The sequence below is a fragment of the Streptomyces sp. Ru72 genome, assembly GCF_002920635.1.
Taxonomy (GTDB): domain Bacteria; phylum Actinomycetota; class Actinomycetes; order Streptomycetales; family Streptomycetaceae; genus Streptomyces.
The window spans coordinates 1-23,951 of record NZ_PQSR01000120.1 but is presented as its reverse complement, the minus strand read 5'-3'; the positions used below and the strand labels follow the sequence as shown (position 1 = coordinate 23,951).

The 23,951-nt window shown below is 69.7% G+C and carries 14 protein-coding genes and 9 pseudogenes; 4 read left to right on the top strand and 19 right to left on the bottom strand.

What is annotated here, in order from left to right:
* Nucleotides 1-234: NUDIX domain-containing protein (locus tag C3488_RS39995; protein ID WP_258053835.1), on the bottom strand; the 234-nt coding region annotated here is incomplete at its 3' end.
* Nucleotides 158-1,276: a transposase gene (locus C3488_RS34335; protein WP_181139310.1), complete on the bottom strand. Its 1,119-nt coding sequence runs from the start codon at nt 1,274-1,276 to the stop codon at nt 158-160. The genes C3488_RS34335 and C3488_RS39995, both read right to left, overlap by 77 nt.
* Nucleotides 1,277-1,339: 63 nt before the next feature.
* Here C3488_RS34335 and C3488_RS34330 point away from each other — a divergent pair.
* A pseudogene (locus tag C3488_RS34330) lies at nt 1,340-1,495 on the top strand (hypothetical protein); the annotation flags it as partial.
* 359 nt (nt 1,496-1,854) lie between these two features.
* Here the strand turns inward: C3488_RS34330 and C3488_RS34325 are convergent.
* The 4 genes and pseudogenes from C3488_RS34325 to C3488_RS42115 all read right to left on the bottom strand — a co-directional run bounded on the left by C3488_RS34325 (nt 1,855) and on the right by C3488_RS42115 (nt 7,237).
* Nucleotides 1,855-4,824 (bottom strand): aminotransferase, encoded by a 2,970-nt coding sequence (locus tag C3488_RS34325; RefSeq protein ID WP_103844797.1) that lies wholly within the window; start codon nt 4,822-4,824, stop codon nt 1,855-1,857.
* A gap of 51 nt (nt 4,825-4,875) precedes the next feature.
* Nucleotides 4,876-5,316, bottom strand: a complete 441-nt coding sequence (locus C3488_RS34320; RefSeq protein ID WP_103844796.1) for an Lrp/AsnC family transcriptional regulator — start codon at nt 5,314-5,316, stop codon at nt 4,876-4,878.
* A 129-nt stretch (nt 5,317-5,445) separates the two neighbouring features.
* Nucleotides 5,446-5,774: pseudogene (locus C3488_RS34315) on the bottom strand (TetR family transcriptional regulator C-terminal domain-containing protein); the annotation flags it as partial.
* 773 nt (nt 5,775-6,547) lie between these two features.
* Entirely contained in the window at nt 6,548-7,237 is a 690-nt protein-coding gene (locus tag C3488_RS42115; protein ID WP_258053834.1) for a hypothetical protein, read from the bottom strand.
* Here C3488_RS42115 and C3488_RS34305 point away from each other — a divergent pair.
* Nucleotides 7,224-8,207 (top strand): annotated as a pseudogene (locus tag C3488_RS34305) (helicase associated domain-containing protein); the annotation flags it as partial. The gene C3488_RS42115 and the pseudogene C3488_RS34305 overlap by 14 nt on opposite strands.
* A 21-nt stretch (nt 8,208-8,228) precedes the next feature.
* On the opposite strand, the gene C3488_RS34300 reads toward C3488_RS34305, so the two are convergent.
* The gene (locus C3488_RS34300; protein WP_181139309.1) at nt 8,229-8,564 is read right to left on the bottom strand and encodes a transposase; all 336 of its coding nucleotides are present in this window, start codon (nt 8,562-8,564) and stop codon (nt 8,229-8,231) included.
* A 263-nt stretch (nt 8,565-8,827) separates the two neighbouring features.
* Between C3488_RS34300 and C3488_RS34295 the strand changes: the two genes are divergently transcribed.
* Nucleotides 8,828-9,322, top strand: a complete 495-nt coding sequence (locus C3488_RS34295; RefSeq protein ID WP_103844792.1) for a hypothetical protein — start codon at nt 8,828-8,830, stop codon at nt 9,320-9,322.
* A 397-nt stretch (nt 9,323-9,719) separates the two neighbouring features.
* Here the strand turns inward: C3488_RS34295 and C3488_RS34290 are convergent, their stop codons facing one another.
* The 9 genes and pseudogenes from C3488_RS34290 to C3488_RS42790 all read right to left on the bottom strand — a co-directional run.
* Entirely contained in the window at nt 9,720-12,752 is a 3,033-nt protein-coding gene (locus C3488_RS34290; RefSeq protein ID WP_103844791.1) for a glycoside hydrolase family 2 TIM barrel-domain containing protein, read from the bottom strand.
* Between the two features lie 269 nt (nt 12,753-13,021).
* Complete coding sequence (locus C3488_RS34285; protein WP_258053833.1) at nt 13,022-14,017, bottom strand: pentapeptide repeat-containing protein; 996 nt, start codon at nt 14,015-14,017, stop codon at nt 13,022-13,024.
* Between the two features lie 1,230 nt (nt 14,018-15,247).
* Nucleotides 15,248-15,846 (bottom strand): annotated as a pseudogene (locus C3488_RS34280) (pyridoxal-phosphate dependent enzyme); the annotation flags it as partial.
* 27 nt (nt 15,847-15,873) lie between these two features.
* Complete coding sequence (locus C3488_RS34275; protein ID WP_146067983.1) at nt 15,874-16,437, bottom strand: hypothetical protein; 564 nt, start codon at nt 16,435-16,437, stop codon at nt 15,874-15,876.
* Between the two features lie 225 nt (nt 16,438-16,662).
* Nucleotides 16,663-16,981 (bottom strand): annotated as a pseudogene (locus tag C3488_RS34270) (ISKra4 family transposase); the annotation flags it as partial.
* A 1,229-nt stretch (nt 16,982-18,210) separates the two neighbouring features.
* Entirely contained in the window at nt 18,211-18,900 is a 690-nt protein-coding gene (locus C3488_RS34260) for a restriction endonuclease (protein ID WP_103844788.1), read from the bottom strand.
* A 76-nt stretch (nt 18,901-18,976) separates the two neighbouring features.
* Nucleotides 18,977-19,186, bottom strand: coding sequence for a hypothetical protein (locus C3488_RS34255; RefSeq protein ID WP_103844787.1), 210 nt, complete (start codon nt 19,184-19,186; stop codon nt 18,977-18,979).
* 349 nt (nt 19,187-19,535) lie between these two features.
* Nucleotides 19,536-19,889 carry a hypothetical protein gene (locus C3488_RS42110; RefSeq protein WP_258053832.1) on the bottom strand — a complete coding sequence of 118 codons (354 nt, stop codon included), beginning with the start codon at nt 19,887-19,889 and terminating at the stop codon, nt 19,536-19,538.
* Nucleotides 19,890-19,942: 53 nt separating this feature from the next.
* Nucleotides 19,943-20,341: pseudogene (locus C3488_RS42790) on the bottom strand (transposase); the annotation flags it as partial.
* Between the two features lie 998 nt (nt 20,342-21,339).
* Here C3488_RS42790 and C3488_RS42435 point away from each other — a divergent pair.
* Entirely contained in the window at nt 21,340-21,645 is a 306-nt protein-coding gene (locus C3488_RS42435; protein ID WP_308460704.1) for a hypothetical protein, read from the top strand.
* Between the two features lie 253 nt (nt 21,646-21,898).
* Here C3488_RS42435 and C3488_RS34225 read toward each other — a convergent pair.
* The 3 pseudogenes from C3488_RS34225 to C3488_RS34215 form a co-directional block, all read right to left on the bottom strand.
* A pseudogene (locus C3488_RS34225) lies at nt 21,899-22,672 on the bottom strand (SDR family oxidoreductase); the annotation flags it as partial.
* A gap of 8 nt (nt 22,673-22,680) precedes the next feature.
* Nucleotides 22,681-23,490, bottom strand: a pseudogene (locus C3488_RS34220) (DNA polymerase III subunit alpha); the annotation flags it as partial.
* A 93-nt stretch (nt 23,491-23,583) separates the two neighbouring features.
* Nucleotides 23,584-23,951: pseudogene (locus C3488_RS34215) on the bottom strand (hypothetical protein); the annotation flags it as partial.

Genomic DNA, 23,951 nt, shown 5'->3' with positions numbered 1-23,951 from the left:
TAGCTCCCGACGGGCCGTCTCCCCCAAGGACCGGTCGCCGGGCTCGCGCCCCCCGCCTAGCAGGGACCACGCTCCCGGCTCCCAGATGCCAGGGACCTGATCTCGCAGGTGCAGCAAGTACTCGCCGCGGTCGTTGACGATCAGGACCGATGCGTTCTCAGGCTCTGGAATGGAGGAGTCCGAGTCGGGTGGTCCGGTAGTTGCCGGTGCTTCTTCGTGAGCCAAGGCCAACACGTCCCTCAGAGGTCGCGCGGGAGTTCGATGTCGCCCAGCTCAACGACGCAGCGAGTCTACCGAACGCACGTTTTTCAGACGTGCTGAGATCCGCATCAGGAAGGGAGCCGCGGGACGTGCGGGATGCAACGCCCCGGCCGGGCGCTGTTTTGAGCGACAGTGACGTTGGCCGAAACGACGCGACGGGCTGGCTCGTCTGGAAGGGCGTCGCGTACTCATCCCCAGGTGTCGCCGATGACCAAGCCCGGACCGAAGCAGCGAGTGGTGATGGACGCCAGCGGTGGCAGCGGGCCGTCTTCCATCGCGAGTTTGGAGGTGGGCGACTTTCCCCCTCGAACACCCCGATATGGCTCACGCCCCGGTACGCGCGCAGGATCCGTATCCCGCTGCAGCCGGCCTCCACCGCGGTGGCCAGGGCCTCGGTGACGAACCTGGGGGCGCCACGGCTGTCGGCGGACTTGCCCTGCCGCAGCCGGACCGCGGCGATCACCGGCCGCGCGGTCGGGGTGCAGAGCGTGGCCAGCAGCGGGTGCAGGGTCCGTACGCCCTTGAACCTGCCGATCTGCGCACCCTGCTTGGCACGGCCGAACACCCGCTTGTGGGTGGAGTCGATATCGATGAACGTCAGTTGCCCGGCGCCGGGCAGCAGCGGAGTGTGTGCGGCCAGCTCCCGCAGGAACTTCCGGTGCACCGCGTGCAGTTGCAGGACGTGGCCGTGGGTGAAGGAGCGCAGGAACGTGCCCAGTGTGGACGGGGCCCGCACCCCGGCGAAGGCGAGCGGCATCGACCCGTGCCGCAGCCGGTCGGCATCGTCAATACTGTCCGCCCCGGCGCACATCGCCGCCAGCAGTGACATCACCTTCGCTGCCGGTTTCGCCCCGCCGCTGTTGCCCGCGCCCTCGATCCGAACCGCCTCACCGACCAGGCCGGGCAGGCCGAGCCGCTCCGCAAGCCGGACCACCGGCACCAGCCCGGCATGCGCGATCAGATTCGGCTCATCGAAGGCGGCACAGACCACCCCGACGACATGGGAAGATTGCATCTCGCGGGTGCTTTCTCGAACTGGTGCCATTGAACCCTAGACAAGCACGGTGGACTGGACGGCATGGCGCCCGCAGGCCGCCGAGCCCGAGGCGGAAGGGTTGCGGGAGCAGAAGAAGCGCCTGCTGCGGCAACGCCTGTCCGATACTGCGACCGAGATTTCCTGGAGCGCGGCTTCGACGCTGTACGCGTATCAGAGATCGCCCAGGTATGTGGAGTCTCGGAGAAGACGGTCTTCAACTACTTCCCCACCAAGGAATCGCTCATCCTGGACCAGGGTGAGACCACGATGGCCGCCCTGCGTGGGGGCCTGGCCGACACGGACCACTCTCCGGTCGAGGCGGCGCTGCGGATCCTCTCCGGCGAAAGGCGCCGCTCCGACCCGCTGACGCGCTCAGCCACAGATCGCGGGAACAGGGGGAAGAACGGGCGGATCAAAGTGTGGCGTTTCTGCAGGTCAGATGGGGCGAGTCGGGTCGGCATGCGATTCCGGTCAGCGGCGGGCCGGTGCCCGGGCTTCCAACGGCTCGGCTGGATGCCGTACACGCCGGCGGGCCCCGGGCCTGCGGGTGTGCGGCGTCAGCGGGAGTGGCCGAGTTGGGTGAGGGCCAGGTCGAGCATGTCGGCGAAGAAGTCGGCCGCGGTGGTGTCAATGCACAGCGGTGGCTTGATCTTGAGGATGTTGAGGTGGTCCCCGGTTGGCTGGACGATCACGCCGAGGTCGAGCATGCGGTCGCAGAGTTCGGCGGTCTCTTCTGTGGCGGGTTCCAGGCCGACGCGGTCCCGGACGAGTTCGAGGCCAAGGTAGAGGCCCGAGCCGTGGACGGCGCCGATGATGCCGTAGCGGTCGCCCAGTGCCTCGAGCCGGCTTTTCAGATGGCCGCCGACGCGCGCCGCGTTGCCCTGGAGGTCTTCGTCGCGCAGGGTGTCCAGGACGGTGAGGCCCACGATGCTGGAGACGGGGCTGCCGCCGGTGGAGGAGAAGAAGTAGCCCTGGTCGCGGTACCGGTCCGCGACCGCCTTGGACGTGATGACGGCGCCGAGGGGGTGTCCGTTGCCCATGGCCTTGGCGACACAGACGATGTCGGGGACGACCTGCTGCTGCTCGAAGCCCCAGAACCACTGTCCCAGGCGGCCGTATCCGACCTGGACCTCGTCGGCGACGGCGAGGCCGCCGTGACGCCGTACCGCCGCGTACACCTGAGCGAGATAGCCGTCGGGAAGGGCGACTCCCCCGGCGTTGCCGTAGAAGGTCTCGCCGATGAACGCTCCCGCCGGGCGACCTGCAGCGGCCAGTTCGTCGATCACCGCGACGGCCTCGAGTGCGTAGCGCACGGCATCCGGCCCGCGGTGGCGGCCGCGGTAGGAGTTGGGCGAGTCCACGGTGTGCACCCAGCTCGGGCGGGTGGCCAGGGCGTTCGGGTTGTCCTGGAGCGAAGTGGAGACCGCGTCGGAGGCGTACGTCCAGCCGTGGTACGCCTCGCGCAGCGCGACGACGTCGTTCCGGCCGGAGGCCCCGATGGCCAGGCGGAGGCCCAGATCCACCGCTTCCGAACCGGAGTTGACGAGGAACACCGTGTCCAGAGGGTCGGGGAGGAGGGCGGCGAGGCGCTCGGCGAACTCCACCACGGAGGCGTAGTGGAAGCGCGAGTTGGTGTTGAGCCGCCGCAACTGCCGGGAGACCGCCTGCTCGACGCGGGGGTGGGCGTGGCCCAGTGGGGTGACGTTGTTGACGATGTCGAGGTACGACCGGCCGTCGGTGGACAGCAGATGGTGGCGCCAACCACGTTCGATACGCGGAGGGTTGGCGTAGTAGTGCTCCTGCACGGTGGCGAACGCGGCGTCACGCCGGTCGAGCAGGTCCCTCTCGCGCGTACGGTCGGAGTCGGCCGGGAGGCCGAGGAGCGGGGCGGGGTCGGCGGTGAGCGCGAGCCAGCCGGCGGCGTACTCGGGACGGACCAGGCGCGGGGCAGCGGGGCCGTCGGCGTCGCGCAGCGCGACGTGGACCGAGGCGCCGGAGCCGAGGTGGGCGATGTCCTCGCCCGCCTGCACCGTCGCACCGGTGGTGACCACGGGCCGGACCGTGCGGGGGAAGGACAGCGACAGCGCCTGCGCGCCGTAGGTGAGTTCCACGTGTCCCGGCGCCGCAGCGAGGACCTTCCCCGCGGCGGGCACCTGCACCACCGCATCCCGGCCGAGCCAGAGGTCGATTCCGGTGGGCACGGTGGCGGTGGACACCGCCGACAGCGCCGGTGTCCGAGTGAGTCGCGCGTGTGCGTACCGGGTGGCGACGGCGGCCGCTCCGTCCGCGAGCGCGGAGGTCACCAGCCGGGCCTCGGTGCCGGCGTCCATCCAGGCTCCGTGGTCCATGGAATCGGCGTCGGTGGACAGGTCGAGGACGGTGATGTCGTCGGCGACGAGGTCCCGCAGGAGAGGGCGCACCGGCGCACCGGCCTGCACGGTCCGGGCAGGCACGTCGGCCATGCCGGTCGCGTCCCTGATGAGGCGGATCATCACCGGCAGGGGCAGCGAGGCAGCCTGCTCGAATATGCGCCATTCGCGGTCGAGCGCGGCCTTGGCGTATGAGTTGTCCTCGTCGACGGCGGCCTGGTGCCGCCCGCTGGCCACCAGGACGGCGCCGCGCAGGACCACGAGCGGCCACACCGCCTCGGCTTCCTCGGGAGAGAGCGGCCGAACGGTGTGGAAGGCACGGACGGCCGGCAGCACGTGGTGAGGCTCGATACCGTCGTGGTGGAGCATCGACGACAGTGACACGGCGAGTTCGCCGACCGCCCAGCTCGTGGTCACGTCACCGAAGTCGATGACCCCGTCCGGCAGGGGCGGACGGCTGTCGGGACAGCGGATCAGATTGTCGTCGGTGAGGTCCAGGTGCACGGCCTGCGACGGCAGCGTGGCGGCGAGCTCCTGGACATGTGCCCAGGCCTCGGCGGTCGCGGTCCGGACGGCGGTGCGCCGGTCGGGTTCGTCGATGTGCCCGGCGAGCTTGGCGACGACGCGATCGGCGTGCTGCGGGTCCCACTGGAGCACGCGGTCGAGGCCCGGGTGCCGGAAGTCGCGCAGGGCGGTGCTGACCTTTCCGACGATCGTGCCCATGCCCGCCACGCTGCCGGGGGACAGGTGCCGTGGTCCCGAGAACGTGCCGCCGGGCAGGTAGCGCAGCAGGCGCGCGACGGCCGGACCGTTCTCGGTGTCCACCGTCGTGCGCCGCGGGGAGCCGTCAGGGCGGCGCAGGACCGTGGCGACGCGCAGTTCCGGGCGGGCCGAGGCGATCAGGTCGGCTGCCGCGTCCTGGGCTTCGATCTCCACCGTGCCGAAGGCGGGGTTGGCGATCTTCAGAATCGCCGCGGGCGTCCCGTCGTCGGCGTGCAGCAGGAAGTTGGCGTCCTGCTGGCTGCCCAGCGCCTGCGCGCGAGCAGCTGTGCCGAGGAGTTCGGCAGCGATGAGCTCAGCCTCGGCCGGCGCCAAGCGGGGTGCGGGAAGGGCGTCCTCGGTGAAGAAGTCGATCGTGCGGTACTCGTCGTGCAGCATGCGGGGTTCCTCGGCTGGTGAGGGCGAACAGGGCTGGGACTCTCGGATGCCTCAGTCGACGTGCCACAGGAAGCGGTGAGTGTGAATCGCGAAGTAGGGGAAGTTCTCCACGGATGCGACACCCTCGACGGGCCGCACGACGTCGTTGATGAAGTCCAGAAGATCCCGAGGCTGAGGGCACACCACCTCCGCGAACAGGTCGAAGCCGCCGGCCGTCAGGACCGTGTACACGACTTCGTCGTACTGGGACAGTTCATCGGCGACCGCCCGGGGATCGCCGTCGACGCGCAAGCCCAGGAGCGCCATCGTCTGCCGGCCCATCGTCATCGGGTCGGTCACTCCGACGACCTGGACCGCCTTGGTGTCGATCAGCCGCTGCAGCCGGAGCCTCGCGGCCGAGGGCGACAATCCCACCTTCGGACCCAGATCGGCGTAAGGAATCCGGCCGTCGACCTGCAGTTCCCGCAGGATGGCCCGGTCGATGTCGTCCATGCAGCACCTCTCTCCTGCGCGAACGGCAGGCATTGCGCTTACTTCAAGCACAATGCCGGACTCATGCGCTCGATTCAAGCGCGAAGACGATCGAATCGAGCGAATCGCGTGTACGGGTTCCCGTGAGCGCTACAGGGTGATCCGCGGTGTCGCGTACAACCTGGACGTGGACTCATGAGGCCGCGAGGAGGCTGCCTCCAGGAACTCCCTTACGCGGCACATGACTTGCGTCCGGCCCGCGCCGCGCAGGCCGATCGCCACTGGATGGAGAACCCGTCGAGCAGCGCCCGCAGCCGGGCGCCAAAACGGTCCGGGTCGACCGGCCGGAACTCGCCCCTCGACGCCCCCGCCGCCAGCAGTGCCGCCAGGTCGCGGTGCCAGGCGCCCTCGATCGCGGCCTGGCGGTCGCGGGCCGTGTCGTCGGCGTTCTGCGAGCGGTTCCAGACCTCCAGCCACAGGCCGCAAGGGAACGTGCAGCGTCTGCGGCCGGGTCCGCCACGGCCGTCACACCACCGCCCGCGGCGGCGCGTTCCCTTGCATGTCATGCTGGCCACGGCCGATCCGGAAGTGCGATGACTGCGGCGAGATGAAACCCGGGCACAGCACCCGGCCGATCGGCAATCTCTGCTCCGGCTGCTACCAGCGGCGTACCCAGGTGCCCGCTCCTTGCTCGGGCTGTGGGCGTCTTCGGCTCATGGTCGCCCACGCGCCGACGGCCGGGAGGTCTGCCGTGCCTGCTGCGGCATCGACGTCCCCAACTCCTGCTGTTGGCAATGCAAAGCACCGGACGACATCTACGACGATGGCCGCTGCCCCCGCTGCGTCCTCACCGACCGCGTCCACGACCTGCTCAGCCCCGACGGCGGCACCGTCCCAGCGCCGCTCGAACCCTTGGCCGCCGCCCTGACGGACGCCGGCAACCCCTACGGGCGGTCCTCAACTGGCTGCGACGCAGCCGCAGCGCGAAACTCCTCGCCGACCTCGCCTCCCAACAAGGTGAGCTCACCCATGAGGTGCTGGACGCGCTGCCCCAGAGCAGCCCCACACGCCACCTTCGCGGCTTGCTCGTCACGGCCGGCGTTCTCCCGCGCCGAGACGAGAACCTCGCACGCCTGGAACTCCGGCTGGCCAACACCCTCCAACAGCTCCCCCCGCACCAAGCCCGGGTGATCCGGGCGTTCGGGGAGTGGCACGTCATCCGCGACGCCCGCCGGCGCGCGGCCCGCGGCCGCTACACCGCCCTGGCCGTCGACGGCGACATCAGGGACATCAAGGCCGCCGTTGACTTCATGTCCTGGCTGGACACGCACGAAATCGACCTGCAGGACACCACCCAGAGCGACCTCGACCGCTGGCTCGTTGACCACTCTTCCTGCACCGGACGGTCGCCACGTTCATCCAGTGGGCGGTGGCCCGCCACATCACCGGAGAACTCGCCATCTCCCGACCGCCCAAGAAGAACTCTTCCGGGTTCCTGGACGAACAAGACCTCCAGGAGCAGCTCCGGCGCTGCCTGAACGACGGCACCATTCCCCGGGAAGCACGCATCATCGGTGCCCTGGTCAGGCTCTATGCCGTCCCCGTCTCCCGCATCGTCCAACTGACCACCGACCGTTTCCGCCGTGACCAGAACGGCGCCTACCTCACCCTCGACCGCCGCCCCGTGCTCCTGCCGCCGAAGCTGGCCCTCCTTATCGAGGAACAGATCGCCCAGCCCGTGACCGTCGGCACGGGCGACGGAGCCGAGGCGGCGCAGCAGGCTGTCCAGGCGGCTCTCCAGGCCCTTCCCGGTACGCCGGAGCCGGGCTGGACGCCCGAGCAGGAGAAGCAGATCCAGGCGATGGTGCACGAGCTGCGCACGGTCCGGCAGATGGACCGGCCCCGGCCGGCCTGCTGCGTCGGCGACGGCGGCGTTCGTCAACCTGCGGGTCCTCAACCCCGAGACCGCCCACTGGCGACGCGGCATCGAAGCAGCCGTCATCTACAACCGGCACCACGGCGACCTGAGGGTGCCATTCACGTACCGCGTAACCGGCCGCGACGACCAGGAGGCGGAAGCCGAGGGGTGGCCGGCCGCGCTCGCCAGCTTCCCGCTGGGGCAGTGGATCGCCGACGCCAGGCGCGTCGACCGCGTCCTGCAGCTGGCGAAGCTGGGGATGGTCTGGAGCCACTTCGACGTCGCATGGGAGGAGTACCTGGCCGCCGCGCGTGGGTGGGCGGCCGAGGCGGGCCACCTCCCGGCTCCGCTGGATGCCACCTACCAGGGGTACCGGGTGGGCATCTGGTTGAAGAACGCGAGGGCCGCGGCCCAGAGGGCTGCCGAGATCGAGCAGCGACGTGCCCAGGGACTGCCGGTTCAGTCGGTGGCCGGAGCGCCGTCCGAGGAGCGGCGCGAGCAGCTGGAAAAGATCGACCCCTCATGGTGCCCGGCCTGGCCAGTGGAATGGCAGCGCGCCTTCCACCTCGTCCGCCAGCACCTGGACGCCGGCGGCACGCTGCCCGTGTCGCCGGGCGAAGTCGTGCACCAGGGCGAGGACCTCGGCCGGTGGGCACGCTCGGTCCGCCTCGGCTGGGACAAACTCACAGGCGTGCAGCAGTGGATGTGCGAACACGTTCCCGGCATCCAACCCGCGACCGAGAACGAGAAACCCCAGCCACGCCGAACGCAGGCGGATAAGTGGGCCATGAACTACGCGGCCGCCAAACAGTTCTACGAGCGCGAGGGGCACCTGCGGGTACCAAGGAAGCACATCGAGACGATCGCTGGCGAGGACCACGAAGAGCGGCAGATCCGGCTCGGGTCATGGATCGGGAACCAGCGCAGCAGGGCCGCCACGCTGACGCCCGAGCGGATCGAGCAGCTCTCCGCCATCGGCATGCGCTGGACATAACAGTCGCAGACCCGAAAGCTGCTAGGGCCAGTCCGATGAGTCGACCGGGCGGTCCGCTGTGACATCCACGCAGGCCCGTGACCAGTCGAGTTCCCCGGCCGCGTTCAGTTCGGCCAGTAGAATCCGGTGCAGCTGGTCAAAGACGCCGGCCTGCTGCCACCGTTCCAGGCGGCGCCAGCAGGTCTGCCCGGCGCCGAACCCCAGCTCTACCGGCAGCAGTTGCCAGGCTATGTCGTTGTAGAGGACGTACAGGATGCCCTGCAGACACAGTCGGTCGTCCACCGGCCGTGGCCCCGGCGACCGCTCAGGCCAGGGCGGCAGTAACGGCTCGATCAGCGCCCACAAGTCGTCGTCCACGGTCCATGGCTGAGTACTCACAACACCGTGCAGGCCACAGCCCCAGCCACCACTCCTCAGCCGCCACCCGACCCGCCACCAGGAGCACTACCGCCCGCAGATCCAGACAGCACCAGCCAGTCACCGGCATCCGCATAGGCGAGGACGCGTCCGATATGGGGGACTTCTCCCGTCGATGCAGCAGCGCTGGCAGGGTGCCCCCAGGGGTAACGGGAGCGAAATCCGCGTGCCGGGCCGCCCTGGCCCACGGTAGAACCCGTGTTGTGACCGTCTTCTTCTGCACCAAGTGCGGCACCGCGCTCACCGGGGACCTGGCGGCCCTGCCCGCCGTCCCGGACGTCGACGATCCGGACAACGGCCGGGACAAGAAGACTGGGCTGGCCCGCTCCACCGTCCCGCGCGGGCACTATGCCATCGACCCCGACCCGTGGGGCGCGCCCTTCGTCCCGGCCACCGCATCCCGCCAGCACGCCCGCAGCACGGGCCGTGAACTGCTGCGGCCCGACCCCGGGTCCACCGTCCCCACGGGTCCGCGCAACACGGTCGTCGTTCACCCCGACGACGTCCTCCCCCGCCTCGCTCCATTCACCTGCGGGGACAACCAGACTGGCTGCTGCGGCCCCACCGGCGCAGCCGGCCCCAACCTGGCCTGTGCCTGCGGCTCACGCCTGGCCACCTGGGCCGCCGACTGCATGGGCCCCAACGAACTGCACCTCGACCCCGTCCGCGTCCACGCCTGGCATCCCACCCCGGCATGACCGCACGCAACCCGCTGCCATTTTCAGCTGGCGTGTCATGTTCACCAACTTCGCCTGCACATAAGTAGCCGTTGTCGTACCGATCACGGAGGCGGGCGATCGAACGGGGGTTGCGTTCCGTCATTCACCGGCCTCTTCGATGCGCTGGGCGACCACGCTCGCAGCCGTTGCCCGGGGTCGGTTGCTCGTCCGTACGCTGCGCGCAGGATGCCGTGCGGCGGCCGGGGCGGCTTCGGCAGCGTTCGGATCTGGTGTGTTCGCTGGCGCGGCGGCGCCGTGGAGCGGAGCAGGTGAGCCTGTCGGCCGTCCCCGGTGCCTGCCCTGTGCTGCGGTGCCCGGATGGGATGTCCGGGCACCGCTGGACCGGTCCGCCCGCGCGGGCGGACCGGTTCCGGTGTCATGGGCGATGGAAGGGCGTGAGGTTGAGGGTGAAGTCGGCGGTGCCGAGTTCGAGGCGGTGCTGGGGCAGGACGCCGGGTCCGCATGCGGCGCTCCCGACGCCCTGGACGGCGTGGTCGGTGTGCAGGTGCACGAGCGGGCCGGGGGTCAGCTCAGTCTGGTGCCGGGCCACGTCGAGCTGCCGGTCGGTCCAGCGGCGGGCGGAGAGGTGGAAGAGCTCCTCGCCCCGGACGTGGATGGCGTCGGAGCCGTCACTGACCTCGGCCCACCGTACGTCCGCGCGGTTGCCGTTGTCCTGCGGGCGCACGTAGGGCGTCTGCATCTGCTCGACCGTGGTGCGGAACCGTCCGACGCGGACCGCTTGCCGGGAGTCCGGGTAGGCCTCGCCAGGGCCGGCGCCGAACCACTCGACCTGTGACCAGTCGGCGGGGAGCTGCCAGTCGAGACCGATCCGGGCCAGGGAACGGGAGGTGTTGCGGCGCAGAAGTTCCCGGTGCTCTTCGGGCGGCAGGTCGGGGTCCACCATGGTGTCGGCGAAGGCGTCCGCCCGCTCGGGCCAGTGGCCGACCGGTTCGGTGTGCACGTGGAGCCGCAGGCCGGTCCCGTCGCTGGTCCAGCGGTAGGTCGTCAGGTAACCGCAAGGGACGGCGGCGGCGGCGCTGCGGACCACAACGGTCAGACCCTCGGCGTCGGGCGTGACGGAGACCGTGCGGTGGCGCAGCCGGTCCAGGCCGCGTTCCTTCCAGTAGGTGGCGTCGCGCTGGGACCAGCCGCGGTCGTTGTCGGTGGGGGCGCGCCACAGGCCCAGCGTGGGGCCCTGCAGGGGCAGTCCGTCGAGGTCGAGGAGGCTGCCGGTGGCGTGGTCGAACCGGCCGGGCCCGAGCGTGATGAACCCGTCCGCGGCGTGCGGGCTCAGCAGGGGTGCGTGCGAGTGGGCGCGGCCTGGTGCGGAGAGCTGGAGCTGTCCCCAGGCGATGACGTGGCCCTCGGGTGCCCAGTCGGCGGGCTTGGCCAGCTCCGCCTGGACGGTGAGCCACAGTTCACCACCGTCGCCGTCGTCGTCGGCGGCCTGCAGGGCCGGCGCGGGCAGCGGCAGTTCGACGCGGTCCCCCGGGGTCGCCTTCGGCGTCGGCAGTGTGCCTGCGGCGAGTTCGACGCCCTCGCGCGCGAGCGACCAGGTGAAGCGCAGGTGGGAGAGGTCCAGGACCTCGAAGCGGTTCTCGACGCTCAGCGTTCCGGGCTCGCGGCCCGGACTGATGCGGACGGGGGCGATGACCTTGGCGTACTCCAACAGCCCGGGCGAGGGGGTGCCGTCGGGGAAGACCAGGCCGTCGCAGCTGAAGTTGCCGTCGTGCAGGTCCTCGCCGAAGTCACCGCCATACCCGAAGAACTCGCGGCCCTGGGCGTCGCGCGTGCGCAGCGCCTGGTCCATCCACTCCCACACCCAGCCGCCCTGCACCCGCGGGTACTCGTCGAAGAGCTGCGCGTACTCGGCCAGGGCGCCGGGTCCGTTGCCCATCGCGTGGCCGAACTCGGTGAGGAGGAAGGGCATGCGGTTGCGCGGATCGTCGGCCGGGTCGCCGGAGCCGGCGCGCGCCGGGTAATGGATCTCGCCCGGGAGCAGCTGTCCGCGGCCGATGCGGGCGACGGCCGCGGGCGGGCGGTACATCTGGCCGTGGATGTCGGTGTACTCGCCGAGCCGGTCGGCCTCGTAGTGGATCGGGCGGGAGGGGTCGCGTCGGTGTGCCCAGTCGGCCATCGCGCGCAGGTTCTGGCCGTCGCCGGCCTCGTTGCCCAGCGACCACAGGATGATGCTGGGGTGGTTTTTGTCCCGCTCGACCGTGCGCTCGATGCGGTCCAGGTAGGCGCCGCGCCAGCGCGGGTCGTCGGAGGGGTTGCGCTCCCACATCGTGGCGTCGGCGTACTCGAAGCCGTGGGTCTCCAGGTCACATTCGAGCGTCACGTACAGCCCGAGCTCGTCGCACAGATCGAGGAAGGCTGGGTGCGGCGGGTAGTGGGAGGTGCGGACGGCGTTGATGTTGTGACGCTTCATCAGCTCCACGTCGCGGCGCATGGCCTCCGGGGAGAGGGTGCGGCCGTGGTCGGGGTCGAACTCGTGCCGGTTGACGCCGCGCAGCAGGACGCGGCGCCCGTTCACCCGCAAGACGCCGCTCTCGTCGATGGCTATGGTGCGGAAGCCGAACCGGACCCGCACGCGTTCGCTGCCGGTGGCCAGGTGTGCCTCGTAGAGGTGCGGGTCCTCCGCGCTCCAGGGGCGCACTGCCGGGAAACGGAGCTCGCTGTCGGCCGGCTGGTCGTGGATGCCGAGGGCGGGGACGCTGATCCGCACGGGTGCGTCCGTGTCCACGTCCACGCGCAACCGGCCCTCGCCGGTGGCGTCGTCGTAGTCGGCGTGGACGAAGGCGTCCCGGATGCCGCCGGCGGGGCGGGCCAGCAGTGCCACGTCGCGGAAGATGCCCGACAGGCGCCAGGTGTCCTGGTCCTCCAGGTAGGTGCCGGCGGAGAACTGGTGCACCCGCACGGCCAGCACGTTGCGGCCGGGCCGTAGCAGCGCGGTCACGTCGAACTCGGTCGCCAGGCGGCTGCCGTAGGTGACGCCGAGTTCCGTGCCATTGAGCCAGACCCGGGCGCAGGAGTCCACTCCCTCGAAGCGCACTACCACCGGCATGCCCTGCCAGGAGTCCGGCAGGTCGAACACGCGGCGGTAGTCACCGGTCTCGTTCTCCTGTGGGACGAAGGGCGGGTCGAGCGGGATGGGGTAGGCGATGTTGAGGTAGACGGGCCGGCCGTAGCCGCGCAGCTGCCAGTGCGAGGGGACCGGCAGGGCGTCCCAGGAGCCGTCGTCGAACTCCGGGTCCTGGAACCCGTCCGGCTCGGCCCGCAGCGCCGACGAGAACCGGAACGCCCACTGCCCGTTGAGGTCGATCCGGGGGGCGTCGGAGTCCAGGACCGCGCGCGGCGCCAGGCGCCCGCGGCCGGGCGTGAAGTCCTCGAAATAGCGTGCAGGCATGCCAAAGTCCTTCGGACGGGCTCGGGTGATGCGCGCGACCGTACTATCGAAGGCGTGTTGCGGGAAGACGCCCCCGCCACTGCAGTCTCGACGGGCGCGCCGGCCCGGATGCCCGGCTGTTCGGCCTCGATCCCGGCACGCTGCCGTTTGAGCGACGTGGCATCTGGGCCCCCACCGACAAATGCTCTTCGTTCTGACCTACGCAGCCAGGGTGGGGGGAGCTATCTCAGTCATCGCCTGCCCACGCTGCCGGCCCAGCCCATTCACGCCTACGATTCAGCGATCTTGGCCTTGATCTTCGGATCACCGGCCAGCGCCGGCGGCAGGAGGGTCGTGGGATCGAGCTTGGCCGTGAGCAGTTGAGAGGCCGTCACATGGCTGGTCTTGTGGGAAGTCCACCCCACCTCCTTGCCGTTCACCGTCCGCTTGGGGGCGGTACGGAGATCCGCTCCGCGCAGGTCCGCCCCCTCGAGGTCGGCTCCGGTGAGGTCCACGCCCCGCAGGTCTGCATTCTGCAGATCCGCGTCACGCAGTGACGCCCCGTTGAGGGAGGCATCCACGAGGCTTGCCTTCTGCAGTCCGGCTCCGTCGAGATCCGCGCGACTCAAGTCGGCGTTGTCCAACCAGTCCTGACGCAGGTCCGACTCGTTCAGGGCTGCTCCGTTGAGCACCACCCCGACCAGGTAGGACCCGTGGAGGTCCGATCCGGGGAGGTTCGCATTGCTGAGATCCGCTCCGCTGAGGTTGGAGTTCGGCAGATGCGCGGCATCCACCCCGGTGAGGTCCTCTTCGATGGTTCCGCTGCGGCTCGCGCTGCGTACGGCCATGTGTGGCAGGTAGGACTCGCGTAGGTCGACTTCAGAGCTGCCGTCGTGAGCGGGATTGCGGCGCGCCAAGACCTCGAAGGCGGCCTGGACGTCGGCCTCCGGGCGGCCGGCGTATCCTGGGCTCGCCTTACTGCCGGACTGGGAGTGGGCGCGGATGTAGGCACAGAGGACGTCCACGATGGACGCCTGGTCGCGTGGGGAGTCCTTCATGATGCGCTGTAGGGCGTAGATGCCGCCCAGGCGTACGTCGACCGAGGAGTTGCCCAGGTTGTCGATAGCGGCTGTATAGCGGTCGGTGATCTGCCCTTCCCTGGTCGTCTCCGTATCGTTGCGGTTTACCAGCACGCTGATGAGGACCGCTGCGATGGCGGCGATCGCCGTCAGCGTGCTGCCGACCGCAGTGCTGACCACCTCGAGCCGGCGCGTCCAGTCCCGCATCGCCCCTGGTGTGCCGTCGGTGGGCGAATCCGGTGTGGACGGCGGCGTGGCGTCGGCGTCATCGGGACGCAGCGCGTCGTCGGGGTCCCCCGGAGGCGGCGTCTGCGGTGCATCGACATCGGGCTCCGGGCTGGGCTGTCCTGCCCTGGTGGCTGGCGGGGCCGACGTGTCAGGGAGCAGGTTCGCGGGCGGTTCGGCCGGTTGTTGACCGACGGTCCCTATCCGTTGACGCCCCGTCGAAGAGCGAACCGCCCTTCGCCGTTCGGCGATACGGCGAAGTTGCTGCGCTGATCTCCCCGTGCGGAAAGCCCTGGTCGCCATGGCCCCCATTTCACCCGATCATCGCAGTCAGCTGTTGAGCCTTTACAGGTCCCGCACGCATCCTGGAATGATCTTTGACGTACGTGGTCGGCTTCCCCGGCCCCGTGTGGCTAAGGGCTGTCCATGCTGGAGCGCGAGCGCAGTCAGGTTCGTCCGCCGTACGCGGCGAACAGGAGCACGCGGTCCCCCAGCGGCAGGCAGGGTCATGACGGACGACCGTATGCCGTCGAACCGGCCGGAGCTGGGCTGCTCGCCGTACTCCCGCCGTCACGGATGCGGCAGCGTAGTATGCGAGCCAATCCCGGCCGCGTTACAGAAGCCCAGGTGTAGCTCATGCAGCGTCGCGCGACGGCGCTCCTGAGTTCGAGCCCGCTGGCGGCGCAGCGCGGCGAGGTCCCCGAAGGTGGGGGGGTGGGCCGGGGCGGCACCCGGCGCTGCGGGCGGATGCCCTTCTCCTCGGCCCGCACCCGCGCCTCGACCACCTCCCGGTCCGGCTCGGCCATGCGGACCGGCAGCGGCTCTCCCCCGGCCACGAGCGCCCGCAGGCAGTCGACGACCATGCGCTCCCCGTCTGGCAGCGTCTGGTCGTCGAAGCGTTCGAGATGGGAGGAAGGTGAAGACCGGCGACCTCGCGGAGGGCGGCGGTGTACTTGGCGCCGGAGGACCGGACGGCGGCGCGGGCCCGCTTCGCTGCGGTCGACTGCTTCTTCGGCATGACGTCTCTCCAGCCGGACAGACCCACGCTCCTCCGGCCGTACGTCAGGGGCCGCAGAAGGAGAACGAGCGCGCACTCGCAGTGCGCGCAAGTGATCGTCTACGCGGGCCCCTGGAGACCTTGGCCGCCCCCGTCTCGAGGGCTGTCCGCGGCGTGGGCACGGACTGAAGCCCCAGCACTTCGAGGGTCTGCGCGGAGTCGGCGGCGATGGAGTCGACGGTGACGTCGATGGGGCGGTCGGCCTGCAGGGCTGCGTTCAGTGCGCGGCAGTCGTTCGGTTCGACGGCCACGGTGCGGATGCCGTGGTGCTGCGCGGCGGTCGCGACGCCGATGAAGAGGCCGCCGCTGACCTCGACCACGACGGTGTCCAGGTCCGGGATCCGCTGGCGGATCTCCTCGAGCAGGGTGCCGGCTCCGGCCGCGATCAGCGGGTGGTTGTCGGCGTGGGAGGTGAGCGCGTCGGCGATGGCGGCGAGGTCCTCGCAGGCGGCCAGGGCGTCGGCGCACTCCGTCCCGGTCAGCTGTACGTCGACGCCGTAGGAGGGCAACTTGGCGACCTTTACCTGTGGGGCGGTCGTGGACAGGAAGACGGTAGCCGCGATGCCCTGCTGCTGGCGGCCCAGGCGCAGGCCAGACCTGCGTTGCCGCCGGAGGCGATCCTCACCCCGGCTTCGGACAGTGCCGACGTACTGTCGGCGCACGCCCGACCGTGGCCAGTGAGGTACAGCGATACGTCCCTACCCTGATGGTGGTCGTGCGCAGGTCGGAGAGCCGGGTCCACCCGACCGCTCAACTACTCACACTCGAGGAGCCGTCGCCCTCAGCGGACGGTTGCGCCCAGGTAGTCGAGGGCCGCGCGGGCGAATCCCGGTGCGGTACGCGGGCACTGCCAGCGAGCGAGGATCTCGGGCCCGGAGAGGTTCGCGGGTTCGGCCTCCTGGTCCTCGAGTTCATCCAGGTAGAGCTCGGGAAGCAGGTCCTCGGGAAGCAGGTCGTCGAGGGCCTGGTTCACCGGGGAGCTCAGCATCCCCAGACAGGCCGGAAGGTGCTCGAGCACATCGTCCACGTCGACCTCGTACGGATGCCAGCCGTGCGCGCACGTCCTGCCGTCGTCACCGCGCGCGACCCGGCTCAGTACGGCGACGACTTTGTCCTCGACTCCCGGACCGGGGTTGCCGAAGGCCACGTAGGGGGTGAGCATCAGCAGGCCCAGCGTCCAGAACAGCACGGGATCGCCCTCCGACCCCGACGCCGTCGTCTCGAGCTGGCGGGCGCAGCCGCGCACCGTCTCGTCCTTGTCCCCGGCATGGTAGCCGTGCCGGAGCTCCTCCCACCTGCTGAACAGCGGCTGCCAGTTGTCCGGCACAGGTATGACCGTCGACACGCCTTCGTGTTCCCTTCGCGAGGTCCCGGCTCCACGGCCATTGGATCACACGGGCTTGCCCCGTCGCCCAAGGACCGCCGCAACACCCGGCCCGCAGAACCCTGATCGCCCAGGCGCGCCGGACGGCTGACTCCTCCCCCGGCGGACGCACCATCGACGCCCTCACCGCGTGCACGCGATCAATCGAGGTTCAAGGATCGGTTCTCAGGGTGCGGGACCGTCAAGGGCGCTCTCGACCGCGCCGGTGGTGATCGGCGACCCGTTGTGGAGCGTCGGTGTCGTAGTGAAGCTGGTCAAGCGGGCCGGTCAGGTAGCAGCGGCAGGCCTCGCGCCGCGAGGCTGACAGCTGTTCCCGCTCCGCCTGGGCGGCCTTCTCAGCGGCGGCGCGAACGGCGTGGCCCGAGAGGATTGCGGTCAGACGGTCAGCCGCCCAGGGCCTCGGCCTCGGTGGTGCCGGGTTTGTGGAAGGCATGGGGGCGGTCCAGACGTATTCGGCGACGTGCACGAAGTCCAGCAGGACGTGCTTGACGCCGCGTCGGCCGGGCGCAGCGCTGAGGTCGTCTTCTCCGCTCGGCTGCCTGAAGCTCAGGGAACCGGCCAGCGCCGCGATCACCGTCTTCTTCGACCGCTGAATGAAGCCGGGCCCGCCACCACGGGGGGAGCGACGGGCCCAACGTGATCAACGGTGCCACACTGTCCGCAGTCCGCGCAGCCGCTTCAGGAAGCGGCCGTGTCGACACGCTCGGGCGGGCATCGACTGCCGCGGTGGCGTCAGCGCCCGCCCGGCTGTTCAGTTCAGGCCCAGTTTGGCCAGGGCCGTGGTCCAGTCGCTGGCGAGGGCCTGCTGGGCGGCAGCGAGGGTGACCTTGCCGTCGCGGACCGCAGTGTGACCGAGACGGGCGGCCGGATCCCCTTCGTGTACCCGCCCTTGCGGCAGATCGTCGACTTCAGGTTCTGCTGGGTTACGGCCGGCGAGGTGGCTCTGGGGTGCACTTGGGATCCCGAAGCGGCTCACCCTGCTCGTACCGGTAGTGGCAACTGCCCGCCGACGGCTGTTGCTGCACCGTGTACGTCGTCTGCGGCCCCGCACCCACCGGGATCTTCGTCGTACCTGCTGGTACAGCACTCCCCGACGACCCCGCCGCTGACGCTCCGCCCTTCCCCGAGACGTCCGAACCGGAGTGCGAACCGGAGGAACAGCCCGCCAGCAGCAGGAAGGAGAGCAGCACCGGCGGCACGGCACGGCGAACAGAACCGTAACGACCCCTCACGAACGAGCGACGACTGAGCACATGCTCCCCCACCAGGCGCGAAGTTGCGCATACGCGCACTGCAAGAGGCAGTGTCCCGGCCAAAAGGGGCAGTTCAACGTCTTGCACAGTCGCGGCGGTGGAGCCTTCCCCGGCGGCGCCGGTGCGACGCGACCGGAGTGCCGGGTGGGGCTACAGCGGCGTGCCCGGCTGTGTCTCCGGATGCCGGACGACCTGTCGCAGCCGCCTGGGCATCCTGGGCATGGGCGCATCCCTGGCCCTGACAGCGTGGCTTGTCATGTGGCTCCTGGTCACCGTGTTCACCGTCGCGCTGATCGCGGTCGGTGCCAGGGCCGGGCCGCACCCGTCGGCCGGCACTCACCGCGCTCGTCCTCGTGACCAGCGTTGTCCTGCTGACGGCACTGTCCTGGCCGTCCTGAGACCAGCCCAGGACAACGTCAGTGGGGCCGGTGGTGGAGGTCGGCCCGCACGCGGTGAAGATGCCCATCAGCAGCCCACCCAGTCAAGCAGAGGGGCGCCGCCTGGTGCCGCCGCCGCTGCCGTTCAGCGGGATCAGAGTTTCCAGATGAGCGCCTTTGACCCAGGAACCCAGCAGGTCGCGGTGCATAGCCACGATGTCCTGGCGCAGTGCCAGGCCCAGTGCGGCCTTCGTGAACGTGCGGCAGGTGGTGACGAACAAGGCGACGTCCGCGCCGTGCTCGAGACGAGCGGTGCCGACGAACTTCTGCATGTCCTGAGACGACACGCTCCGGTGCGGCGCGTACTTCTTGCACTGGACGACCAGTTTGCGGCCGTCGGCCAGGTAACCGACGACGTCCGCGCCCAGATCGCCGCTCTTGCCGCTGACGACGACCTTCGTGCAGCCGTCTCGCCGGCAAAGCTCCGCGATGTACGTCTCGAATTCCTGCCACGACAAGGCGTCGACCGCGGCCATGGACAATTCGCGCGCTCGGGCCTCTTCCTGTGCCCGCCACGCGCGGTCCTGGCCGACCGCGTGACGGTGCGCCCGCAGCAGCGCCCAGCCGGCCCCGCCCAACACGGCCGCGGCGAGTACGGCCACCAGGATGGGCCACACCATCGACCAGTGCCCGGCGACCCACAGCACTGCGGCCAACGCCGCCACCGCACCCCAGCCCTGCAGTTGCCTGCGGGTCCGCTTCTTCAAGCGCAGGCGCCGTCGACGTGCGGCCATCACTCCCCCGCTCCCCGGACGCGTGATCCGCAATGGGCGCCGACGGGCCCCATCCGGCCCGCGCACGCGCGAGGGGTCATCGGCTGGCCCGTGTGACGCCGCTCGCAAGCTGCCCCAGAATGTTCAAGATCCCCTGACCGGCCGGAGTGGGGGCGATCAGCACTCCCAGCGCCAGGACGATAACGACGGTCAGCTTCTCGTCGAAGCGACTACGGGCCTCCGTACGCCGCCGCAGCCGCCAGACGACGATGACTGCGAGCAGCACCGCCACGTTGATGGTCACCAACGGCCCCGACCTCCCCACCGACCGGCCTTCACCCCACGGACGGCTGGATGCCGCCGCCAACTTTCTTGTGTAGCGGCGTCTTGACGATGTTGGAGGCGGGTTGCAGACGAATGGCACAAAGCCATCGGACCTGGCCGAATAGCACGCGATGGATCAGTCGTGGGATGTGCACAGTGCCTTCCGCCAGCGCGCTCCCCGGCTGGCTGACGTTCGAAGAGGGCGGCTGCAGACGCCGACGGGATTCGAACCCGCGGATGAGGAGGGAGAGGGCCCGCCCGGGCCTCTGACCGCGTTCCGCTGATGAGGATTCCTGAATTTGGCTCTGGCCGCGGTTTCGTGATGCGGCCGGTCAGTGGTGACGCTCTTCAAGGATGTTGTTGTCCTCATCGGAGAGTTCGAGGCTGTGCTGCCAGCCGATCCTGGCGAGGAGCCTCGTCAGGTCATCGATCCGCTGCGGGTCGATGACGCCGTTGATCAAGGTCGTCCCGTCGTCGCTCTTGTCGATTTCGACACGGCACCAAGCGGTCTCGGCTTCAAAGGAGTGCCAGGAGGCTGACCGTGTCCTCCAGCCAAGTGCGCCCAAGCGAGATGCCACTTGGGCGGGATCGATGCTGCCTCTGATGATGCCGCAGATGTTGTTTGCCATGTCTGCCAGAGCAGCATCGAGCGGCTCGTCGCTGTGATCGCTGGTAGGTATGCCCACCTGCGTAAGTATCGGGTATTCCACGTTCCTGACTGGGTGAGGATGCGGGTTCGGAGGAGTGCGAACGAAGCCCGGCCATACATCGCTCGCTTGAGCGTTCTCACCCGGCTCACATGCCCTTCAACGACGCCGGAACTCCACGGCAGGGTGAGGCCGGCGGTGACGGCTTCGAGGTCCTGGCGGAGGAAGCCGGCGAAGCCCTGCATCGGCTTCGGCGCGTCCTGCTCGGCCTGGCGGATCCACTCCAGCAGCAGGTAGCCGCGCCGGTGACGCACGAGGTCGGCGAAGACGCGGGCCAGGTCGCAGGCCCGGGTGATGTCCGGGCAGGCGAGCCGGACCTCCAGCAACCGCCGGTCCTGGCTCTCGGTCAGGGTCTCGCGGGGCCGCATGATCCAGGAGGTGATCTTGCGAGGACTAGGGATGTCGGCCCGGACCGGCTCGGCGGTGCCCACCCGCAGGGCGGCAAGGTGTTTGCGGACGACCTGGCGGCTGCCGCGGTAGCCGCCAGGTCGTCCGCACCTGCGTCAGCTCAGACTTCCGCACCCGCACCCTGCGGCGACACCTCGACGGCACCGTCGCCGCCGCTCTGGAGAGCCAGAACCTGCTGTGGTGTTCGGCCAGCAAGCTCACCCGGCCCTTCCGGCTGCCGCCAGTGCAGATCAGCCGAGCCGCACCGGTGCCGCAGACCCAGCGCCTGGAGCTGATCGGCTGCCTTCTCACCGACCCGCGCCTGCCTCTGCGGGGCCCGAGTCGTGGGGAGCATCGTCCTGCTCTACGCCCAGCCGCTCAGCCGCGTCGTCCGCCTCATCCTGGACGACGTCACCCGTGCCGAACAGCAGACCCTTCTCCGGCTGGGCGAGCCGCCGTCCCCTGTTCCCGAGCCGCTCGCGGAACTCCTGTTCCGCTGGATCGACAGCCGGGACAACATGAACCGCGACCAATCACGCCTGCCGGTGGCTGTTTCCCGGCCGTCGAGCTGGGCAACCGCTGCATCCCGACGTCCTTGCGGCCCTACTCAACGACCTCGGCATCCCCACCACCGCCGGCCGCACCGCCGCGATCCGGCAGCACGTGCTGGAGATGCCCGCTCCGGTCGTTGCGGTATCACCGGGTTACCACGGCCAAGCTGGCCTCCGAGGCCGGAGGCGCCTGGAGCCGATACGCCACTGGCGGTCACCACCAGGCTGGACACCACCGGGGAGCTGACGACAGCTGTCTCGCTGAACCTAACTGCGGCAACCACAGTGGCGGTAGTGCAGCGACATACCCGATGATCGGCTCCATGGATGTCGTTGTTCAACGCGTACGCACGTCATGGACGAAGGCGTCCCGGGGCGGAGCCGGGGCCGCCGCGCGAAACGCAGCCCCCACAGTGTTCCCACTCCCCCTTGGCCTGCAGTCCGGCCTGCACGAGGTCGTCATGCAGGAGTCCGACGCATTCAGACCGAAGATGTCTGAGCAGGACCTGTCGGATCCCGGCCTGGTTCTTCGCGAGGCCGACGGCCTGCTACAAGTCCATCCACCAGAGACAACGATCTTCAGCATGCCACGACGCAACCGCCGCCCTCCGGCGGTCCGACTCGCCCCCGGGCAGTGGCTGCAATGGCAGATCAACTACCGGTTCGTCGGCACCAGGGGCGGGCCGTGGTCATACCGACTCGATACGTTCAACATCTCCTATGGCCTCGCCTCTCCCGAGGTCTTTTTCGGCACACCACCGACACGCAGCGTCGACGAGCGCGGCTTCCTGCGCTGAACCGTGAGGACGCTGGGAGGGTCACAGAGGGTTGTCATCAGAGGAGGAAAGTCCCTCAGGATCTGACGACAGTTGAATAGGCGAGCTCACCAGTACCGAGGCCGGGAACCCATGGCGGCAGCCTTGCGGACGGCCGGCCGCTACTTCCAGGGCCTTTCCCCCGCATGCTCACCACAACCAGCATCTGCTGCGATGCCTGCTCCGCTGGGCGATGAAGGGCAGAGCGGCCGGGTTCTGCTGGGGGGCCGCTGGCTCATGGGACGACGGGCTGGGCGGTCACCGGTGCGATGCAGAACTGGCGAGCACCGCTCAGTGTGGTGGTCAGTTTCCGTTGGGTCGCCTGACTGTCGAGGCGCACGTCGAGGGCGCCGGGGAGTGTGCTGTGGGCCCGCAGGCCCGTGGGCAGCCGTGAGGCGTCGAGACCGTCGCGCCTGGCGATGAGAATGCCGAGCTCGTGACGACTGAGGGCGTCGGGCCCTGCAAGATGATGGATGCCGGACGCGTCGCACGAGGCCAGCTCCAGAAGGGCGGCGGCAAGGTCTTCGACGTGCACTGGGCAGCGGATGTCGTCGGTGAACAGGACGCCGTCACGGGTGCCGGCGGCGAGTTCGTGCACGGCGCGCTCATGTACGGAACGCCCGTGGCCGATGATCAGCGACGTGCGGGCGACAACGGCCTCTGGGTGCACGGTCAGAACTCCGGTCTCCGCAGCCGCTTTCGCTGCCCCGTACGGGGTGACGGGGTCAGGGAGGCAGGTCTCGTCGTAGTGGACTTGGGCGCCGGAGAACACTGCGTCGCTGGAGACGTGGACCAGGCGGCTTCCGTGCTTCGCCGCGGCCATCGCGAGCCGGATGGGGCCGTCCGCCGTAACTGCCCAGTCGGCCTTGTGGCTGGATGCGTTGACGACGAGATGGGGACTCACTTCCGCCATGACGGCGTCCAGGCCTCCCGCGTCCCGCAGATCGAGGCGATGCCACAGGGCCTGGGAGGCGTCGTCAGGCTTGGTCGCGTGGTACGTGGCGGCACGTTGGCGCCGCCGCCGGCGCCGCCCATGCCGGCGAACAGGTCGTCCTGTCCGTACGCGGCGGCCTTCTTCAGCGGCACGACCGCGTCGACTGCCATCTCATGCACGGCTGCAAGGCCCTTGCGGGTGTGCCCGAGTGAGTCGAACGCGCCGGCCTTGATGAGTGAGTCGATGGCCCGCTTGTTCAGCGCGGGCAGGTCGACCTTGTCGAGGAAGTCCTGGAACGACGTGAACTTCCCCTTGGACTTGCGTGCGGTGATGATCGCCTCGATCACGTTCTCGCCGACGCTGAGCACCGAGAGCAGGCCGAAGCGGACGTCGTCACCGACGGCCGCGAACTCGGCCAGGGATTCGTTGACGTCGGGCGCAAGGACGGTGACGCCGAGCTTGCGGGCGTCGGCCAGGTAGACGCCGGCCTTGTCCTTGTCATCGCCGACGGAAGTGAGCAGGGCGGCCATGTACTCGGCCGGGTAGTTTGCCTTCAGGTACGCGGTCCAGTAGGAGACGAGGCCGTATCCGGCGGTGTGGGACTTGTTGAAGGCGTAGCCGGAGAACGGGAGCATGACGTCCCAGATCGCCTTGGTGGCTTCTTCCGAGTAGCCGTTGCCGGTCATACCGGTGTGGAAGTACTTCCACTCGGCGGCCAGGACCTCGGGCTTCTTCTTGCCCATCGCGCGGCGCAGCATGTCGGCGCCGCCGAGGGTGTGTCCGGCGAGGGTCCGGGCGATGGCCATGATCTGCTCTTGGAAGATGAGCAGGTGGTGGGTGCTGCCCAGGATCGGGTCGAGGACTTCCTTCAGTTCCGGGTGGATGGGGTCGGGGTCCTGCTCTCGGTGGTGCGTCTGTGGACGCGGACGGACGGGGCCGCGGTTGCCCGCGGCCCCGTGCTGAATACGACCCGGATCAGGACGTGGTCACCGCGACGTCGTCGTGGTGCCGGTGGCCCACAGTGCGCCGCCCTTGCCGGTGCCGCCGGTGCTCTTGTACACGACCAGGTTGCCGTCGTTCTGCATGACGGCGTACGCACCGGTGTTGTGGTAGGTGCCGGTGGACCACAGGGCGCCGCCCTTGCCGGGACCCCCGGTGCTCGTGTAGACGACGAAGTTGCCGTCCGTCTGCATCACCGCATACGCACCCGGGTGGCCGTAGCTTCGGCTCGACCAGATCGCGGCGCCGTCACGGCGGCGGTACATCACGAGATTGCCGTCCGGCTGCATGACCAGGCGGGTGTAGGTGCCCTGCGTCCACCATCCGGGCTTGAGGGTGGTGCCGGATCGGATGG

Excerpts from the sequence above, each read along its gene's own strand:
- C3488_RS34290 (WP_103844791.1), bottom strand. The coding sequence starts at position 12,752 with ATGCCTGCACGCTATTTCGAGGACTTCACGCCCGGCCGCGGGCGCCTG.
- C3488_RS42435 (WP_308460704.1), top strand. The coding sequence starts at position 21,340 with ATGTCTGAGCAGGACCTGTCGGATCCCGGCCTGGTTCTTCGCGAGGCC.
- C3488_RS34325 (WP_103844797.1), bottom strand. The coding sequence starts at position 4,824 with ATGCTGCACGACGAGTACCGCACGATCGACTTCTTCACCGAGGACGCC.
- C3488_RS34335 (WP_181139310.1), bottom strand. The coding sequence starts at position 1,276 with ATGCAATCTTCCCATGTCGTCGGGGTGGTCTGTGCCGCCTTCGATGAG.
- C3488_RS34260 (WP_103844788.1), bottom strand. The coding sequence starts at position 18,900 with ATGGCCGCACGTCGACGGCGCCTGCGCTTGAAGAAGCGGACCCGCAGG.
- C3488_RS34285 (WP_258053833.1), bottom strand. The coding sequence starts at position 14,017 with ATGCGGGACTGGACGCGCCGGCTCGAGGTGGTCAGCACTGCGGTCGGC.
- C3488_RS34320 (WP_103844796.1), bottom strand. The coding sequence starts at position 5,316 with ATGGACGACATCGACCGGGCCATCCTGCGGGAACTGCAGGTCGACGGC.